Annotated in this window: 18 protein-coding genes; 4 read left to right on the top strand and 14 right to left on the bottom strand. The window is 60.7% G+C overall.

What is annotated here, in order from left to right; genetic code table 11:
• Positions 1–68: 68 nt before the first annotated feature.
• Both bamE and yiaY read right to left on the bottom strand, forming a co-directional pair.
• The gene (bamE, locus tag G5182_RS03990) at positions 69–407 is read right to left on the bottom strand and encodes an outer membrane protein assembly factor BamE (RefSeq protein ID WP_005337980.1); all 339 of its coding nucleotides are present in this window, start codon (positions 405–407) and stop codon (positions 69–71) included.
• Between the two features lie 136 nt (positions 408–543).
• Complete coding sequence (gene yiaY / locus G5182_RS03995) at positions 544–1695, bottom strand: L-threonine dehydrogenase (RefSeq protein WP_064341491.1); 1152 nt, start codon at positions 1693–1695, stop codon at positions 544–546.
• A gap of 381 nt (positions 1696–2076) precedes the next feature.
• On the opposite strand from yiaY, the gene udp reads away from it, so the two are divergent.
• Entirely contained in the window at positions 2077–2832 is a 756-nt protein-coding gene (gene udp, locus G5182_RS04000) for a uridine phosphorylase (protein ID WP_005337975.1), read from the top strand.
• A gap of 140 nt (positions 2833–2972) precedes the next feature.
• Here udp and G5182_RS04005 read toward each other — a convergent pair whose 3' ends face one another.
• Positions 2973–3701 (bottom strand): RluA family pseudouridine synthase, encoded by a 729-nt coding sequence (locus G5182_RS04005; RefSeq protein WP_227340900.1) that lies wholly within the window; start codon positions 3699–3701, stop codon positions 2973–2975.
• A gap of 222 nt (positions 3702–3923) precedes the next feature.
• On the opposite strand from G5182_RS04005, the gene rihA reads away from it, so the two are divergent.
• Both rihA and G5182_RS04015 read left to right on the top strand, forming a co-directional pair.
• Positions 3924–4859 carry a pyrimidine-specific ribonucleoside hydrolase RihA gene (gene rihA, locus G5182_RS04010; protein ID WP_227340899.1) on the top strand — a complete coding sequence of 312 codons (936 nt, stop codon included), beginning with the start codon at positions 3924–3926 and terminating at the stop codon, positions 4857–4859.
• A 33-nt stretch (positions 4860–4892) separates the two neighbouring features.
• Positions 4893–5360, top strand: a complete 468-nt coding sequence (locus tag G5182_RS04015) for a hypothetical protein (protein ID WP_005350434.1) — start codon at positions 4893–4895, stop codon at positions 5358–5360.
• Positions 5361–5545: 185 nt separating this feature from the next.
• Here G5182_RS04015 and G5182_RS04020 read toward each other — a convergent pair whose 3' ends face one another.
• From G5182_RS04020 to G5182_RS04030, 3 genes are all read right to left on the bottom strand, one after another.
• The gene (locus G5182_RS04020; RefSeq protein ID WP_005344341.1) at positions 5546–5842 is read right to left on the bottom strand and encodes a winged helix-turn-helix domain-containing protein; all 297 of its coding nucleotides are present in this window, start codon (positions 5840–5842) and stop codon (positions 5546–5548) included.
• The gene (locus G5182_RS04025; protein ID WP_005350438.1) at positions 5839–6369 is read right to left on the bottom strand and encodes a DUF1523 family protein; all 531 of its coding nucleotides are present in this window, start codon (positions 6367–6369) and stop codon (positions 5839–5841) included. Before G5182_RS04025 ends, G5182_RS04020 begins: the two co-directional genes overlap by 4 nt.
• 176 nt (positions 6370–6545) lie before the next feature.
• Entirely contained in the window at positions 6546–8168 is a 1623-nt protein-coding gene (locus G5182_RS04030; protein ID WP_216954225.1) for a methyl-accepting chemotaxis protein, read from the bottom strand.
• A gap of 232 nt (positions 8169–8400) precedes the next feature.
• Between G5182_RS04030 and G5182_RS04035 the strand changes: the two genes are divergently transcribed.
• Positions 8401–9033: a LysE family translocator gene (locus G5182_RS04035; RefSeq protein ID WP_216954223.1), complete on the top strand. Its 633-nt coding sequence runs from the start codon at positions 8401–8403 to the stop codon at positions 9031–9033.
• Positions 9034–9106: 73 nt separating this feature from the next.
• On the opposite strand, the gene G5182_RS04040 is transcribed toward G5182_RS04035, so the two are convergent.
• The 8 genes from G5182_RS04040 to G5182_RS04075 all read right to left on the bottom strand — a co-directional run bounded on the left by G5182_RS04040 (position 9107) and on the right by G5182_RS04075 (position 16459).
• A complete protein-coding gene (locus tag G5182_RS04040) occupies positions 9107–10315 on the bottom strand; it encodes a cation:proton antiporter (RefSeq protein WP_227340898.1) in 1209 nt (402 codons plus the stop codon).
• A 29-nt stretch (positions 10316–10344) separates the two neighbouring features.
• Positions 10345–11448 (bottom strand): beta-N-acetylglucosaminidase domain-containing protein, encoded by a 1104-nt coding sequence (locus G5182_RS04045; RefSeq protein ID WP_227340897.1) that lies wholly within the window; start codon positions 11446–11448, stop codon positions 10345–10347.
• A gap of 43 nt (positions 11449–11491) precedes the next feature.
• Entirely contained in the window at positions 11492–13219 is a 1728-nt protein-coding gene (locus G5182_RS04050; protein ID WP_005359340.1) for a potassium/proton antiporter, read from the bottom strand.
• Positions 13220–13498: 279 nt separating this feature from the next.
• Entirely contained in the window at positions 13499–13645 is a 147-nt protein-coding gene (locus G5182_RS04055; RefSeq protein WP_005337933.1) for a hypothetical protein, read from the bottom strand.
• Positions 13642–14331 (bottom strand): M15 family metallopeptidase, encoded by a 690-nt coding sequence (locus tag G5182_RS04060; RefSeq protein ID WP_213389175.1) that lies wholly within the window; start codon positions 14329–14331, stop codon positions 13642–13644. Before G5182_RS04060 ends, G5182_RS04055 begins: the two co-directional genes overlap by 4 nt.
• Positions 14328–15455 carry a succinyl-diaminopimelate desuccinylase gene (gene dapE, locus G5182_RS04065; RefSeq protein ID WP_227340896.1) on the bottom strand — a complete coding sequence of 376 codons (1128 nt, stop codon included), beginning with the start codon at positions 15453–15455 and terminating at the stop codon, positions 14328–14330. The genes G5182_RS04060 and dapE overlap by 4 nt, the downstream gene beginning before the upstream one ends.
• A gap of 19 nt (positions 15456–15474) precedes the next feature.
• Positions 15475–15825 (bottom strand): ArsC family reductase, encoded by a 351-nt coding sequence (locus tag G5182_RS04070; protein WP_005337930.1) that lies wholly within the window; start codon positions 15823–15825, stop codon positions 15475–15477.
• Positions 15826–16144: 319 nt separating this feature from the next.
• Positions 16145–16459 carry a hypothetical protein gene (locus tag G5182_RS04075; protein ID WP_005337929.1) on the bottom strand — a complete coding sequence of 105 codons (315 nt, stop codon included), beginning with the start codon at positions 16457–16459 and terminating at the stop codon, positions 16145–16147.
• Positions 16460–16658: the final 199 nt, after the last annotated feature.

Raw genomic sequence — 16658 nt, forward strand, 5'->3', positions numbered from 1 at the left:
TGTCGGGCAGGATGAATTACGCGGGGCTGGATAAAACAAAACCGGCGCGAGGCCGGTTTTGCGGGATATCAGAGCGGGGTATTGAAAGCTGCTGGCAGCGGGAAGTCACCCGTCACTGTGGTCAGCCTGTCGTTGGCGAAGGTGACAGTGAGCTCTTTGCGCTCCTTGTCGCCGTGGCCCGGCTGGAATTCATAGAGGTAGTACCAGGTGTTGGGGTCAAAGCCGTCACGCAACATGGGGGTTCCCAGTACATAGCTGACCTGCTCGCGGGTCATCCCCTGGCGCAGTTTGTCGACCTGTTTTTGTTCCACATAGTTGCCCTGGGGAATATCGATACGATAGACCAGGCTGCAACCGGAGAGGGTGAGGGCGGTCAAAGCCGCGGCAATCAGGTGTTTCATCCGCATATCGAGTTCAGATCATCCATACAGTCTTTTTGGCTCGGCAAATCATACCGACTCCCTCCACGGAAGTAAAAAGCCATTGATCCATCAGCCAATAAAAAGGGTCGCACTGCGACCCTTTCTGGCAATCCGGCTGCTGTTACATCGCCGCGCGGAAGATGGCGACGATCTCTTCGTGGCTGGCCTGTTTCGGGTTGGTGAAACCGCAGGCATCTTTCAGGGCGTTGCTGGCCAGGGTATCGAAGTCATCGGCCTTGACGCCGAGCTGCTCCAGACCGGCCGGGATTTTCACATCCAGCGCCAGCTGCTTGATGGCGGCAATGGCAGCGGCGGCGCCCTGTTCGTCGTTCATGGCACTCACGTCCACACCCATGTAGCGGGCGACATCCTTCAGACGAGCCGCGCTCACCTGGGCGTTGAACGCCTGAACATGGGGCAGCAGCACGGCGTTGCAGACACCGTGGGGCAGGTCGTAGAAACCGCCCAGCTGGTGGGCCATGGCGTGCACATAACCCAGGCTTGCGTTGTTGAAGGCCATGCCGGCCAGGAACTGGGCGTAGGCCATCTGCTCGCGGGCGTGCAGATCATCGCCGTGGTGAACGGCGGTGCGCAGGTGCTTGGCAATCAGCTCGATGGCCATCACGGCGCTGGCATCGGTTACCGGGGTGGCGATGGTGGAGACATAGGCCTCGATGGCGTGGGTCAGGGCATCCATACCGGTGGCGGCGGTGAGACCCGCTGGCTTGGCCAGCATCAGCTCGGGGTCGTTGACCGACATCAGCGGGGTAACGTGCTTGTCGATGATGGCCATTTTCACGTGGCGCGCTTCGTCGGTGATGATGCAGAAGCGGGTCATCTCGGAAGCGGTACCGGCGGTGGTGTTGATGGCGATAAGCGGCAACTGCGGCTTGGCGGAGCGATCCACCCCTTCGTAATCCTTGATGTTGCCACCGTTGGCGGCGACCAGCGCGATGCCCTTGGCACAGTCGTGAGGCGAGCCGCCACCCAGCGAGATGACGCAATCACAGCCGTTGGCCTTGATCATGGCCAGACCCGCTTCGACGTTGCTGGTGGTGGGGTTGGGTTTGGTCTCATCGAAAACAGCGCTTTCAATGCCATGTTCAGCCAGCAGGGTGGTGAGCTTGGCAACCACACCGATCTGGTTGAGGATTTTGTCGGTGACGATCAGCGCCTTGCGATAGCCGTAACCCTTGATATCGGCGGCAGCCTCTTGCAGACAGCCGGCACCCATCAGGTTGATTGCGGGAATATAGAATTTGAATGTAGCCATGATGGACTTCCTATAGTTAGCCATTAAGTGGTAGTTGAGAGCTAGGCTACCATCTAGAAAGGGATACAAAAGCATCTTGTTTACAACTTTACGGGGTCGATCACGAGTCGTTAATTAAGCGCTGAACCAGGCTTGACTTTCCCGCATCTGACTCGATTTGCAGAAAAACGTTTGTCAATTATTTCATTGAGTTAGCAAACGTTTTGCGCAATGTCTGTCACTGTCAATGCGTGGAAGTGTGAGGCGCTTCAAGGAATTGGAAAGCGCTTTCGACCATAGTTGGCGCCTCCCCGAAGAGGGGGTAAAGGCTTGAAAGTATCATAAAGAATCATCTTAACTTGTGCCCTGACCATGCTGGCAGGGGGCAACCAGGAGTCCAATATGTCTGATGTATTTCACTTGGGTTTGAAGAAAGCGGATCTGCAAGGCGCCACCCTGGCGATCGTCCCCGGTGACCCCGAGCGCGTGAAGCGTATCGCAGAGCTGTTGGATAACCCGGTGCACCTGGCCAGCCATCGTGAATTCACTACCTGGCGCGGCGAGATGGACGGCAAGGCCGTGATCATCTGCTCTACCGGTATCGGTGGCCCGTCCACCTCCATCGCGGTAGAAGAGCTGGCCCAGCTGGGTATCCGCACCTTCCTGCGTATCGGCACCACCGGCGCCATCCAGCCGCACCTGAACGTGGGTGACGTGATCGTGACCACCGGCTCCGTGCGCCTCGACGGTGCCAGCCTGCACTTCGCACCGATGGAGTTCCCGGCTGTTGCCGACTTCGACTGCACCACAGCGCTGGTCAACACCGCCAAAGAGATGGGCTCCAAGCTGCACATCGGTGTGACTGCCTCCTCTGACACCTTCTACCCGGGTCAGGAGCGTTACGACACCGTATCCGGCCGCGTAGTGAGCCGTTTCCAGGGTTCCATGAAAGAGTGGCAAGCCATGGGCGTGTTGAACTATGAGATGGAGTCCGCAACCCTGCTGACCATGTGCTCCAGCCAGGGCCTGCGTGCCGGTATGGTGGCTGGCGTTATCGTCAACCGTACCCAGCAAGAGATCCCGAACGCCGAGACCATGGCGAAAACCGAATCTGATGCCATCAAGATCGTACTGGGCGCTGCCCGCAAGCTGATCTGATAGCACCACAAAGAGTGGGGGGTGGGGGCCGTTGCGAAAGCGCGGCCCCTATCTTTATCCGCCGTTTGCCGCTTTTCCTCTCCCGTCACCCCTTTCACTGATCCCGTCGCACTCGCGCTTATTGTTCCTACTTGTTGCACTTAAAAAGGCGCAGCACAGCGTACTTGCATCGGCTCGCCGCTCACCGGATGAGTAAAATCCAGCTCGCTGGCGTGCAGCATCAGCCGCGGCGCCTGTTCGCAGCCGGGGGGAAGCAGGCCACCATAGAGATCGCAGCCGAGGATGGGGTAGCCCAGCAGCTGGCTGTGGATCCGTAGCTGATGGGTGCGGCCGGTCTCTGGCACCAACCTCACCCGGGTCAGGGGAACGGTTTGCCCCTGCATCTGCTGTGTCAGCCGCTCAGTCACCCGATAGCGGGAGCGGGCGGGTTTGCCGCTGGCGGCGCAAATCTTCATCAGCGGAAAGAGGGCCGGATCCTTGGCGATGGGGGCGTCGATAACTCCTTCGTCGTCAATCAGATGACCGCAGAGCAGGGCGCTGTAGGCCTTGCTCACCGCCCGTTGACTGAACTGCTGGCAGAGCAGGGCATTGATGGCCTTGTTTCTGGCGACCACCATGATGCCTGAGGTGCCAAAATCGAGGCGATGCACCAGGGTGCAGCCGGGGTAATCCTGCACCAAGCGATAGTGCACCGAGTCGAGGTTCTGCGGATTTTTGCCTGACAGACTCAGCAGGCCGCTCGGCTTGTTGATGAACAGCAGGTGTTCATCCTCGAACAGGATCTCGATGGCGGCATTGCAGGGCGGGGCAATAAAGGTGTCGACGATAACGGACATAGGTGGCACAGGCTGGAAATGGGGTGCGATCATACCCGAACCGGCGCGGCCGGGCGAATGGGCGGTGCGCTGCCTCGGAAAATGAACGGCATGACGCCATACAAACTTTTGATAGTGAGCTGTGTTGAGCTAGGTGGCGTGCCGTGCAAACCGCCCAGGTCAGCAACAAGGCCCCGTTTTGTGACCCCCTCCCGAGTTAATCCGAGGCTTGCTTGTTAAGGTATGGCTCCCTGTTATGTTGTAAGGACTCATCCCATGACACTGCCCGTTATTCTCGATTGTGATCCCGGCCACGACGACGCCATCGCCCTCATTCTGGCGCTGGCCAGCCCTGAACTGAAGGTGCTGGCGGTCACCACCAGCGCGGGCAACCAGACACCGGACAAGACCCTCAACAATGCCCTGCGCATCCTCACCTTGCTGGGGCGCGACGATATTCCGGTGGCGGCGGGGGCGCCGAAACCGCTGGCCCGCGAGTTGATCATCGCCGACAACGTCCATGGCGAATCGGGTCTCGATGGCCCCAAACTGTCTGATCCTGCCTTTGCGCCACAGGCCATGACTGGGCTTGAATTGATGGCCAAATGTCTGCGCGAGAGCCTAGAACCTGTGACCCTGGTGCCGACCGGGCCGCTGACCAATATCGCCCTGCTGCTGGCGGCGCATCCCGAGCTCAAACCCAAGATTGCCCGCATTGTCTTGATGGGGGGCACCGCAGGGGCCGGCAACTGGACCCCGGCCGCGGAATTCAATATTTATGTGGACCCGGAAGCTGCCGATATGGTGTTCAAGTCGGGTATCCCCATCACCATGTGTGGCCTCGATGTGACCCATGAGGCGCAGGTGATGGATGAGGATATCGAGCGGGTGCGCGCCATCACCAATCCGGTGGCCCAGTGCGTGGCCGGGCTGCTCGACTTTTTCATGATCTACCATCGGGATCCCAAGTGGGGATTTGCTGGTGCACCGCTCCACGACCCCTGTACCATTGCCTGGTTGCTGGCTCCCGAGCTGTTCCACGGGGTCGAGTGCCGGGTCGATATCGAGACCCGGGGTGAGCATACAGTGGGGATGACGGTGGTGGATCGTTATGGTCTGACCGGCAAGCCAGCCAATGCGCTGGTATTGTTGGGGCTGGATCGTCCGGGCTTTATCGATCTGCTGGTGACGCGGCTGCGGGCGTTTGACTGAGCGCCGGTTCATTTTTGCAAGAAGGGGCGGGGAATGTGGAAGAGAGGCTTGGTGCTGCTGGCCGGGTTGCAACTGACAGGCTGTGCGACGCCATTCGAGCGGATGTGGCAGGGGCTGGCGACCTGTGAATTTACCGATCTCTATGTGGATGAGACGGGCAGGCCCGCCAATCTACAACTGGCCAACTACACCCCCTACAAGGTGAGTGATGGCTTTGCCTGGTACAAGGTGCACGAGGAGCTGCACGGCTTGCCGGTGGTCGGCTTTATCGTGCCCGCTTCCAGCTTCGAAGTGCATGCCCTGTTTGTTGATACCCCCATCGCCAACGCCCGCCGCTTGACCCATAACGCCTACGGCAGCGAGTTTGGCGACGAGCAGAAGCATGACGAGGGCTCAGCCCCTCTGCTTTTGCGCGATCCCAACAACCCCAAGCGCTCCATCATCGATTGCACCCGCGGCGAGTCTGATGGGGAACTTGAGGATTCGGCCATGCCTGAGTAGGACTACCTGTCATGCTATCGGCCTGAAATAGAGGGGCCAGCCTTGCCGGCTGGCCCCTCTTTTTTATTGTTGCTTAGCGCCCTGATCAGGGATAGCTCAGCGTCTCCTTGATAAGAGGCAGCTGGGCCTTGATCCATGCCGGATTGCAATAGGTTCCCCAGTCGCAGGCCTGACTCGACATCATTTCAGGGATAGCTCAAAGTCTCTTTGATAAGCGGCAGTTGAGCCTTGATCCACGCTGGGTTGATGGGGCCCCAGTCGCTGATGCGGTAGTGTCCCTGCAGGTGGCGAGCCCCCTCGGTCTGCTCGAAGGCGCAGCTGATGTCGAGCTCGGCCAGCGCGCTCAGGGTATCCTGCGCTGTGCGGCGCGGCATGCCGGTCGCCTCCATAATGGCAGGCACCGTATCTGTGCCCTGGCTGATCAGCCAGGCCACGTAGAGCCGCCGGTAGAAGCTGGTGCGGGTCTTGCTCGGCTCACTCATAGCTCGTCCTCAAGGCGATCGAAGTAGCGCCAGGTCGCGATGGCGGCTTTGCCCATCACCAGCGCCCAGAGGCCGAACCAGAACCAGCGGAAGAAGCTCCAGGTGGAGGCGTCAGGCTCGGTACTCTCAATCTTGGTGACGTTGGGGAACATGGAGAACATGTTCACGCGCCATCCGTAGGAGGTAATGATGGCCAGGCGTTTCTCGAACTCCATGGACTTGGCCTTGGCCTGGACGTCGGCGGCGTTGAATTTGAAGTAGAAGGGCCAGCCCCACTCGGTATCTTCATTGCGAAACACCCGGATCTTCTCGCCGGGGCGCTCGGTGTAGATGTAATAGACGTCGGTGGTGGGGCCGTCAGCCGGGTTCTTCTGGCTGATGGGGCCATCCTTGTCGGTGCGCTTCACCTCGACCCCTGTGATGGTGGCGATGGTGTGCTCCGGCAGGTAGTAGTCGAGCCAGGCGGCGGAAATGAGGGCGATGAGCCCCAGGGCGATAAAAGCGGGTTTCTTGAATCTCAGGCTCATGGTGTGCTCACGTGAGGGGGGAGTAACGTGCCTCTACCATACCGATATTTGACAGGGCAGCCCAGCCCCTTATGGCACCAACGGCCAAAAAATGGCGTTTAAAACAGAGACAAAGCCATTGCTCCATCAACCAGAAAGGCCCTTGCGGGCCTTTTTGTCTGGTTCACGTCGTGCGCTTACAGCTGGAATTGGGCCAGCTGTTTGCGTTGCTGCTCGGCGAGCTGGGAGAGTTCGTTGCTGGCACTGGCGCTCTGGCTGATGCCGGCGGAACTCTGGCTCACGATCTCGTGAATATTGGTGATGTTGCGATTGATGTCGGCAGTGACGCAGGACTGCTCCTCGGCTGCGGTGGCGACCTGGGCGTTGGCGTCGTTGATCTGGCGTACGGCACCGGTAATGCCACTCAGCAGATCCTGCACCTGAGCTGACAGGCGTTGGTTATGACCGAGGATCTCCAGGGTCTCCTGCACGCCGTTGTTGGCGGATTGGGACTGGCTCTGCAGCCGCTCGATGATGGCCTGGATCTCCTTGGTGGAGTCCTGGGTACGGGCTGCCAGCATTCTCACCTCGTCGGCCACCACCGCAAAACCACGACCCGTTTCGCCGGCACGGGCCGCTTCGATGGCGGCATTGAGCGCCAGCAGGTTGGTCTGCTCGGAGATCCCCTGGATCACTTCAATTACCTTGCCGATCTGCTCGGACTGGGATTTGAGCTGAGCCACGATGGCGGCAGCATCTTCCAGACTGCCTGCCATCCGGCTATTGGCGGCGATGCTTTCGGTAAAGAGGGCGAGCCCCTGTTCGACCCGGCCATTGGCATCCCGCGCCAGCTCGTCGGCGATGGCGGCGTTGTGGTTGACGTTGTCTGCTGTGCTGGAGAGTTCGGTCACGGCGGAGGCGACCTGTTCGATCTCGCTGTGCTGCTGCTGGGCGTTGGCTTCAGCCTGGGTCATCACGGCGGCCAGCTCGGTGGCGGCGGAGGCGACGCTGTTGCTGATCCCGGTCAGGTTCTCGATGGTGCTACCAAGTTGCCCCAGAGTGAGGTTGATATCTTTGGCCAGACGGGTCAGCTCGTTGTTGCCATCCGCTTTGGCGCGCACGTTGAAGCGCCCTTGCGCCACGGCGTGCATCACCTCTTGCAACTGACCGATGGGGCTGACGATGCGACCGGAGAGGACCCAGCCACAGATCAGCGCCGCCAGTAGGGTACCGGCGGTGAGCAGCAGGGTACGCAGCAGGGTTGCGTCGTAGTGAGCCTGCTCGTCGGCCAGCTCTTGCTGGATCAGCTGGTTGATGTGGGCCGACATGCTGTCGATCTGTTTGATCAGCTGTTCACCCAGCTCGCGGAAATGGAGGCGGGCCGCCTCGTAGGCGACCGGATCGCCGCCACCCTGATGTTTTTGCGCCAGCAGCGGCAGCATGTTGCTGCGGGTATGGCTGAGGTAGGCCTGCAGGGCGGCAGCGACCTGCCGGTTATCCTGCTCGGCACCGGGGAGCACCAGACGGCCGAGAATGGTGTTGATCTCCTGCTCAGCGCTGTTGAGGTTCGCAGGTAGTGCGGCAAACAGCTTGGCATCGTAGAGGCCATAGATGGCGCTGGTGCGCAGCCGGTAGGTGGCGTGGATCAGTTTGGCAATATCGTCCTTGTGCTGGACCACGCTCTGGGTCGTCTCATCTATGTCATTGATGGCTTCATCCAGCCCCTGTTTACTGATGGCAATCATCACCATCATCAGCAGGCTGGCCAGCAGCAGCGGTATCAGGACCTGGACACGTATTGATAGATTATTCAATGACATAAATGGCTCTAATCCGAAATGGGAGGAGCCGACATATTACACACCTACGTCAGGAGCTGTCACAGGCTTTTATTGCTGAAATTTGCTGAAGAAAAGCTTTTTCCTTGTGAAAAAGGCGTCATATATGCATGATTGAACGCTTGATCCCCTGAATATGTGGTACAACTGGCCGGATTGAGTCAATCCTGTCCCGTTTTCGTGATTCCCCGCTCTTGGCGTATGGAGGTGTGTAGTGTCCAGCTGGATCGATCCGGCCATTCTGGCCCTGTTTATCCCGACCTTTTTCTTTGTCTCGGTGACCCCCGGCATGTGCATGACCCTGTCGATGACGTTGGGGATGAGCCTGGGGGTGCGCCGTACCCTGCACATGATGTGGGGGGAGCTGATCGGAGTCGGGTTGGTCTCGGTGCTGTCGGTGATCGGGGTGGCTGCCATCATGCTCAACTATCCGGGGATCTTTGCCGCCTTCAAATATGTGGGGGGCGCCTATCTGGTTTGGCTCGGAATCCAGATGTGGCAGGCCAAGGGGAAGATGGCCATTCCGGCGGATCTTTCGTCCGGTCAGCAGACCAGCGCCATGGGACTGGCGGTGCAGGGTTTCGTCACCGCCATTGCCAACCCCAAGGGGTGGGCCTTCATGATCTCCCTGCTGCCACCGTTCATTTCGGCCAGCAAGCCGATGGTGCCGCAGATCACTGCGCTGGTGGCGCTTATTCTGGTCATCGAATTCTCCTGCCTGCTGCTCTACGCCAGCGGTGGCCGCACCCTGCGCCACTTCCTCGCCAAGAGCGGCAACGTCACCCTGATGAACCGCATCGCCGGTACTCTGATGCTGGGGGTGGGAGTCTGGCTGGCGCTTGGTTAAGCGCTGTTAGTGACCCCCACCAGACAAGAAAAATGCCACCGGTCGGTGGCATTTTTTATGAGTGCCAAGTGGTTCAGCGGGGTTTGAAACGTGCGACCCAGGGGTTGGCGGTGATGCCATGCAGCAGCACGCTCAATATGATGGTGCAGAGCACAGTGGCGATGATGGGGCGCTGGCCAATCAGGGCAGGCTGGTTTTGCAGCACCATCACTGCAAAGACGATACTGGCAAGGCCCCGCGGGCCGAACCAGCCGATAAAGAGCTTGAGCTCTGGCTTGAGGCCGGTGCCGAGCAGGCTCAGCCAGACCGGCACCATCCGCAGCAGGGTGAGGCTGGCAATGGCATAGAGCCAGTATTGCCAGTGCATCAGCTCCGACAACATGGGGAGCAGAGTTGCGCCAAACACCATCCAGATCACCACGGAGAGCAGGTCGCCGTAGCCTTCGCAACTGTCCATATAGGCGTGCTTGTGTTCACCGAGTCTGCGCCCGATAAAGAGACCGCCGACAAAGGCGGCGATAAAGCCGCTCCCCCCCAGACTCTGGGCCAGCGCAAAGCAGAGCAGGGCCAGTCCCGGCATGGTGAGCTGGCGCCAGAGCGGCAGTTGCCAGCCGTTGAGATAGGAGATTTTCAGCAGCCGTATGGTTAGGCTGGTCAGTACAAAAGCGACCAGGAGGCCAATGCCGATCTCCTCCAGCATCAGGGTGATGGCCAGCGTGGCTGTGCCTGCGTGCTGCTCTGTGGGGGCGATAAGGGCCAGCAGCAGAAGCAGCACAGGCACACAGATGCCGTCGTTGAGGCCGCTCTCCTGATTGAGCCCTTCGCGCAGTGGTGCCGGTACGGCCGGGTTGCTCACCACCGCCTTGCCGAGCGCCGCATCGGTGGGAGCGAGAATGGTGGAGAGGATGGCCATCTCCAGCAGCGGCAGGTCAGGGAAAAGCCAGTGACCAAACAGGGCGCCACAGAGCAGGGTGAGGGGGAGGCCGATCAGCAGCAGCCGGATGGGGAGCTGGCGGTTGGCCAGCAGCACCTGCCAGTTGGTGTTGGCGGCATCGTTGAACAGCACGATCACCAGCGTCAGCTCTGCCAGCAGCTTGATGCCGGCGCTGTCGATGGAGAGGGAGAGCAACTCCAGCCCTCCCGGCCCCAGCAGCCAGCCGGTCAGCAGAAAGAGCAGGGGGCCGTTGACCAGTTTTGACTCGAAGCGCCCCGCGATCAGGCTGTAGAGCAGTAAAAAGGCGGCGATCACCGCCAGATTCTGATAAAGCAGGTGTGCATCCATACAACCTCCTTCCAACCCCGCGGGGCGGTTTAATCGGTCAGGCAGTCCGGGTCGAACACATACTCGCCGTCCAGCCAGCGCACGATTTCATCGACGCAAGCCTGATCGCGAAACGGTAGGTAGCGTGTCTTGAGGGCGGCAATCTGCTCGGGAGTGAGTCGGGCCAGCCCCAGATCCTGAAACAGCGGCAGGTCGGCCTCAATCATCGCCGAGATCTGCGGGCCGCAGGTGGCGTTGAGGGAGGCGTGCAGCGCCTTGTCGGGATCATACTGCTTGCCGAGCTTGTAGCTCATCGGCAGGGTGGCGAGCGGCAGGGCGGAGAGTGCCGCCTGCTTCATCGGGTTGACCGCGTGGCCAGAGAGCAGATCCGCCAGCTCGGCGGGGCGGTTCTCGAAGGCACGCAGATAGAGATAGCTGCTTGCCTTGCTGCCATCGTTGACCGGGTAGTTGTCCCACAGGAAGGGCTTGCGGCCGAGCAGCTCGGTCACCTGCTTGAGGTGTACCGCCGGATACTCGGTCGAGCAGACCTTGGGGCCGGTCCAGAAGATCTCGAAGCGGCGGTCGAGCTGCTCGCCAATCTCCTCCAGATAGCGCGGTGGCATGGCGCCGAACACCTTCTCCAGCACCGGATCGGTCGAGTAGTAGCTGGGGCAGAAGATGAGGCGGGTCGCCTTGCTGTGGGCCGCAATGTCGTGGGCGATGGTGAGCTGGTGCCGGGCCAGATCCGGGGTATCCCCCTTCATGTCGTCAAACAGTACCGCCAGAATGTCGGGCTGCAGCACTTCGTCGATAAGGCGCACCTTCTCGAGCAGCGCCGGGCGCTTGCGATCATAGTCGTGATGCGCCCCCATGGGGCTCAAGCCCACTCCGAAGGCGAGCCCGTTGGCACGGCACTGGCGTGCCAGTTCGGCGAGATCCGCCAGCTGCTGCTCGGGCCAGGGGAGTGCCCAGTGCTTGCGCAGATAGCCATCCTCTTTCGGGGCGTAGATATAGAAGCCGTAGCCGTGGCGCGGCAGCCACTGGGCGTAGCGGGCGCGGGCCTGCCAGCTCCATCCCTTGCCAAAAAAGCCTTCAATGACCCCCAGATTGGCAGCGGGGGGCAGGGGGCCGGACAGCAAACTTTGATATGGCATAACTCTCTCCCTTCTTGCTGGGGACTTGATACGGGACGGTCAGTCAGACCGGGTCCTCTTCCTGAAAGCGCACCCCGATCTTGCTCGGCACGCTCTCGTCCATTTCGGCCACGGTCCAGATCAGGCCCTGCCATTCGATGTTGTCACCGACCACCAGATTATCGCCCAACTGACTGGCAATAAAATCGCCCAGTGTCTGATCCGCCACCTCGCTCACATCCAGCCCGTAAAGAGGGGCGAGATCCACCAGCCGTGCCGCCGCTTCCAGCAGGAAGTCACCGAAGAAGCGGGGGCCGAGATCTTGCTCCGGTGCCTGACTAAAGAGCTGACCGAGGGCGGGGAGGTCACGTTCGTGACCGATGACGCAGAGGATGTCATCGGCCTGCAGACAGGTACTACCCGAGGGGTGGAGCAGCTCGCGGCCACGAAACAGGGCGCAGATCCGGGTGCCGGTGGGCATCTGCAGATCCCGCAGTGGCGAGCCGATGCACCACTTCTCTTCCCCCAGCTGGTAGACGAAGGTCTCCCACTGGCTGTCGAGATCGATTTCGAGCCCCGAGCGGTTGATGGGCGACGGCGGTGCCGGTACCTCCACCCGCGCCAGTTTTGAGGCCAGCGGTAGCGAGCTGCCCTGCAAAATCAGCGAGACCAGTACTACAAAGAAGGCGACGTTGAAGTAGAGCTGGGCGTTGGGCAGCCCCGCCATCATGGGGAACACCGCCAGAATGATGGGCACGGCGCCGCGCAGGCCAACCCAGGAGATAAACCAGCGCTCGCGGGGGGCGAAGTTCTTGAACGGTAGCAGCCCGATCCAGACCGACACCGGGCGGGCAAACAGGATCATCCACATCGCCAGCGCCAGCGCGGGCAGGGCGATGGGCAGCAGCTTGTGGGGGGAGGCAAGCAGCCCCAGCACCAGAAACATGCCGATTTGGCTGAGCCAGGTCAGACCGTCCAGCACCGACAATGTGGTGCTGCGGCTGCGCAGGGCGAGGTTACCGAGCAACAGACCGGTGAGATAGATGGCGAGAATGCCGCTGCCACCGACCGCCGTGGTGAGGGCGAAGATCAGCAGACCGCCGCTGACGGTGAGCAGCGGATAGAGCCCCGGCGCCAAGCGGGCTGTGTTGATGAGGCGCCACAGCAGCCAGCCGCCGCCAAGGCCGATCCCGGCGCCAAGACCAAACTGCTTGACCAGTTGCAGCAGCAGGAAGCCCCCATCCAGCCCTTGCTGGGCGGTGGCCAGCACCTCGATCAGGGTGACGGTGAGAAACACCGCCATGGGATCGTTGCTGCCTGACTCTATCTCCAGCGTCGCGCTCACCCGCTCGTTGAGACTGCGTCCGCCAAGCAGGGAGAAGACCGCCGCCGCATCTGTGGAGCCAACAATGGCGCCGATCAGCATCCCCTGCATCAGGTTGAGGTCAAACAACCAGGCAGCGGCGAGCCCCGTCAGGCCGGTGGTGATAGCCACCCCGACCGTCGCCAGCGACAAGGCAGGCCAGAGCGCGACCCGGAACGAGGAGACCCGGGTGCGCATGCCGCCGTCAAGCAATATGATGGCGAGCGCCAGGTTGCCCACCAGATAGGCGATGGAGTAGTCAGCGAAGTGGATGCCACCGGGGCCATCTTCACCGGCCAGCATGCCGACGGCGAGGAAGATAACCAGAATGGGAATACCGAGGCGGGAAGAGAGGGCGCTCAACAGTACGCTGGCTCCCACCAACAGGGCAGCGACAAAAAAGAAACTGTTGATGGTAGCGGCATCCAAGGGCGAACTCCTTCCTGGTAATGTGCAAAGTAGGCACATTATATGCAGTTAGGCCCCCCTTGTGTGGCTTATTTGTGCATCAATTTGCACTTTCTTACATTTTTCATCCCTTTTTTCAGCATGGCCGCGCCATATTCTGACTGTGACGAGGTTAACGAAAGCGGAGTCAAAGGAGCGTCGATTTCAGGATGCGCAGGGAGGAGCTGGTGGGGAAAAGCGAAACGGCACAGCAGAGGGAGAGGGGAGCACAAGGGCGCTCCCCAAGGGATGGGGCGGGATTCAGTCGTCCTCGTCATCCTTCACTTCGCGGATCTTGTCCTTGTAGTTGGGCAACTGTTTCTCCAGCCGTTTCATGTCTTTGATGGCATTGAGAAACAGCCCGAGCAGGAACAGCAGCGGCAACCCTATCCACAGCCAGAGATTCATGGGATTTTCCTTTCGTCAGGACAGGTGGTGACATAACGGGCCAAAATCTCATCAAGATTGGCCAATATGGTCGACTTGCCTTCAATATCCGCCTGTTGCAGACAAAGCGCCAGTGCCGCGGGATCGAGCCGCTGCTCATCGGACTCCAGCGAGAAGCTGATATGCCAGGGCTCGTAGGCGACCCCGCTCTCTGCCCCGACCGGCTTGGCATAAGGGAGGAAGAAGCCGAAGTCGCTCATATGATCGCTGAGCCACTCGCTCAAGTCTGCAAACCAGCCCCCGGCTTCATACTCCCAGGGCTCCAGCGCCAGTTTGGTATCGGCGGGCAGGCAGTCCGGGTCGTAGATATCGAGATCGGTCCCCCAGTGGTGACGGCTGGTGCCGGGCAGGGCGCTCCAGCGCAGGATGGCGTGGAGGCGCTCCTCGTCGCCCAGTTGCAGGGCGTCGATGGGCTGGCTGTGGGCATCGAGCAGTGGCCGTTCGCCGCGCCACTTGCCATTCCAGATGGCGAGCTGGCGCTCGAAGCTGCGCCAGCTGGAGGCCGCCTGCAGGTTGAACCCCTCGTAGGCGGCCGCCACCTGCATGTCGTTGAAGGCCGCCGCGGTGGCGGCGGTCAGACGATGGGGGCCGCGCCCCACCAGAATTAGGTGACTCTCGTCGAGCCCCAGCAGTTGTTCCTGCGTCATGCCAGCAATCTCTCGAGCACCCCTTGGTACATGTCCGCCAGCAGATCCAGATCGTCCGCCTTCACGCACTCGTTCACCTTGTGAATGGTGGCGTTGACGGGGCCAAGCTCAATCACCTCGGCGCCGGTGGGGGCGATAAAGCGCCCGTCGGAGGTGCCGCCGGTGGTGAGCAGGGCCGGTCGCTGACCATTAACCTGTTCGATGGCCGCCACGGCCGCATCGAGCAGCGCGCCAGTATCGGTGAGAAAGGGCTGGCCGGAGAGGGTCCAGCTCAGCTGATAATCGAGGCCATGCTTATCCAGCAACGCTTCGACCCGCTCGCGGATATCCATGTCGGTCAGTTCGGTGCTGAAGCGGAAGTTGAACTGCACCTGCAGCTCGCCCGGAATGACGTTGGAGGCGCCGGTACCGGCCGAGATGTTGGCGATCTGGAAGCTGGTGGGGGGGAAGTAGGCGTTGCCCTCATCCCACACGGTGGCGGCAAGCTCGGCCAGCGCTGGCGCGGCTTTGTGAATGGGGTTGTCAGCCAGATGGGGATAGGCCACATGGCCCTGCACCCCGCGCACCAGCAGATCGCCGGTGATGGAGCCGCGGCGGCCGTTCTTCACCACATCCCCCACCACGGTGGTGGAGGAGGGCTCGCCGACGATGCACCAGCGGATCTTCTCGTTGCGGGCCTCCAGGGTGTCGATCACCCGGGTGGTGCCATTGATAAAGGGCCCCTCCTCATCGGAGGTGATGAGAAAGGCGATGGACCCGGTGTGATCCGGATGCTCGGCCACGAAGCGCTCGACCGCCACCACCATGGACGCCAGCGAGCCCTTCATGTCGGCGGCGCCGCGTCCGTAGAGCACGCCATCCTTGATGGTCGGCTCGAACGGCGGGGTGTGCCATTTGTCCAGCGGCCCGGCGGGCACCACGTCGGTGTGACCGGCGAAGCAGAACAGTGGCCCCTCGCTGCCACGGCGGGCCCAGAGATTGGTGGTGTCCTCAAACACCATGGGCTCGATAACGAACCCGATCCTGGCGAGGCGCTCCGCCATCAGGGTCTGGCACCCTTCATCGAGGGGGGTAACGGAGGGGCGGCGGATCAGATCCTTGGCCAGTGCGATGACATCCGACATCAGTTGTCCTTAGTTGTCCTTAACGGGAGAAGAGGGATTGGTAGTGATCAGCCTTGAAACCCAGAGTCAGTTCGCCGTCACGGTCGAGCAGCGGGCGCTTGATCATGGCCGGATGTTCCAGCAGCAGGGCGCGCGCCTTGGCGGTATCCAGCCCCTGTTTGGCCTCATCCGGCAGGGCGCGGAAGGTGGTGCCGCGACTGTTGAGCAGGGCTTCCCAGCCGAGTTTTGCCAGCCAGCTGTCCAGATCGTCCGGGTTCAGGCCGTCGGCGCGGTGGTCGTGAAAGCGGTAGTCGATACCGGCCTCATCCAGCCACTTGCGGGCTTTCTTGATGGTGTCGCAGTTCTTGATGCCATAGAGGGTGATGGCCATGGGGAGTCCTTCTCTTGTGGGCGCTGGCCGTGGCCGTGCCCGAAAATCCGAATCAACGCAGTGCAAGGTCCCGATTCTGGCATTGTGGCAATCCCATGGCAACGCCGATGGTCTGGCTCGCGGGTTTTACCGGAACTGGTCACACCTGAACGGCGATTTTGAGCTCAAGATCAGAAGCAGTGCGGCGGGTATGCCCGATGGGGTTGGGTATTACGGGAGAAGAGTGACTATTGCAGGAGAAAAAGAGAAGGGGGGCAAACGCCAGATAGCCAAAACGCGCCAGCGGGCGCGTTTGGGTCGGCATCATCAAGCACCTCAATCAGTGCAGGGTGGTCCACTCATGGTCAAAGACCCGGGCCCGTTCCCAGGGGGCATCAGGCAGGCTGGAAGAGAGGCCAGTGTATTTGCCCACGTCGTCCACCACGATGGCGGAGAGGATCGGCAGGTTGTTTTCGGTGCAGTACATGCGGATGCGTTGCAGCAGGGTGCGCAGTTCATCCTGGCACTGCTCCAGCCCGGCCTGCTTGGCCAGTTTGGAGTAACGAATGGTAGTGCGTTCCTTTGCAGACTCGACGAGGATGTCCCACAGCTTGTAGTCGCAGGTCGAAGCACCTGCGGTGGCTTGGCTTGTCATAACTCTCTCCGGCGCGAAATGGTCGCTATATGTCGAAGCGCATCTTCGCCAGTTCGGCGCCGTCATATGTTGATCCAACGCAAAAAAGAGGGGAGTCGCGTCACACAATTCCCGGATATGGGGTGATAAAGGTTTTCCGGTAGTTGAAATAACGAAAAATTGTTACATGGCCGACATATTATGCTAATGAATCACGGTG

Origin of the sequence: Aeromonas sp. 600948, from assembly GCF_049174875.1 — a bacterium.
Classification (GTDB): Bacteria; Pseudomonadota; Gammaproteobacteria; order Enterobacterales; family Aeromonadaceae; genus Aeromonas; species Aeromonas veronii_A.

Excerpts from the sequence above, each read along its gene's own strand:
- udp (WP_005337975.1), top strand. The coding sequence starts at position 2,077 with ATGTCTGATGTATTTCACTTGGGTTTGAAGAAAGCGGATCTGCAAGGC.
- G5182_RS04060 (WP_213389175.1), bottom strand. The coding sequence starts at position 14,331 with ATGACGCAGGAACAACTGCTGGGGCTCGACGAGAGTCACCTAATTCTG.
- dapE (WP_227340896.1), bottom strand. The coding sequence starts at position 15,455 with ATGTCGGATGTCATCGCACTGGCCAAGGATCTGATCCGCCGCCCCTCC.
- G5182_RS04025 (WP_005350438.1), bottom strand. The coding sequence starts at position 6,369 with ATGAGCCTGAGATTCAAGAAACCCGCTTTTATCGCCCTGGGGCTCATC.
- G5182_RS04045 (WP_227340897.1), bottom strand. The coding sequence starts at position 11,448 with ATGCCATATCAAAGTTTGCTGTCCGGCCCCCTGCCCCCCGCTGCCAAT.
- yiaY (WP_064341491.1), bottom strand. The coding sequence starts at position 1,695 with ATGGCTACATTCAAATTCTATATTCCCGCAATCAACCTGATGGGTGCC.
- bamE (WP_005337980.1), bottom strand. The coding sequence starts at position 407 with ATGCGGATGAAACACCTGATTGCCGCGGCTTTGACCGCCCTCACCCTC.
- G5182_RS04040 (WP_227340898.1), bottom strand. The coding sequence starts at position 10,315 with ATGGATGCACACCTGCTTTATCAGAATCTGGCGGTGATCGCCGCCTTT.
- G5182_RS04075 (WP_005337929.1), bottom strand. The coding sequence starts at position 16,459 with ATGACAAGCCAAGCCACCGCAGGTGCTTCGACCTGCGACTACAAGCTG.
- G5182_RS04005 (WP_227340900.1), bottom strand. The coding sequence starts at position 3,701 with ATGATCGCACCCCATTTCCAGCCTGTGCCACCTATGTCCGTTATCGTC.
- G5182_RS04070 (WP_005337930.1), bottom strand. The coding sequence starts at position 15,825 with ATGGCCATCACCCTCTATGGCATCAAGAACTGCGACACCATCAAGAAA.
- G5182_RS04030 (WP_216954225.1), bottom strand. The coding sequence starts at position 8,168 with ATGTCATTGAATAATCTATCAATACGTGTCCAGGTCCTGATACCGCTG.
- rihA (WP_227340899.1), top strand. The coding sequence starts at position 3,924 with ATGACACTGCCCGTTATTCTCGATTGTGATCCCGGCCACGACGACGCC.
- G5182_RS04015 (WP_005350434.1), top strand. The coding sequence starts at position 4,893 with ATGTGGAAGAGAGGCTTGGTGCTGCTGGCCGGGTTGCAACTGACAGGC.
- G5182_RS04020 (WP_005344341.1), bottom strand. The coding sequence starts at position 5,842 with ATGAGTGAGCCGAGCAAGACCCGCACCAGCTTCTACCGGCGGCTCTAC.
- G5182_RS04055 (WP_005337933.1), bottom strand. The coding sequence starts at position 13,645 with ATGAATCTCTGGCTGTGGATAGGGTTGCCGCTGCTGTTCCTGCTCGGG.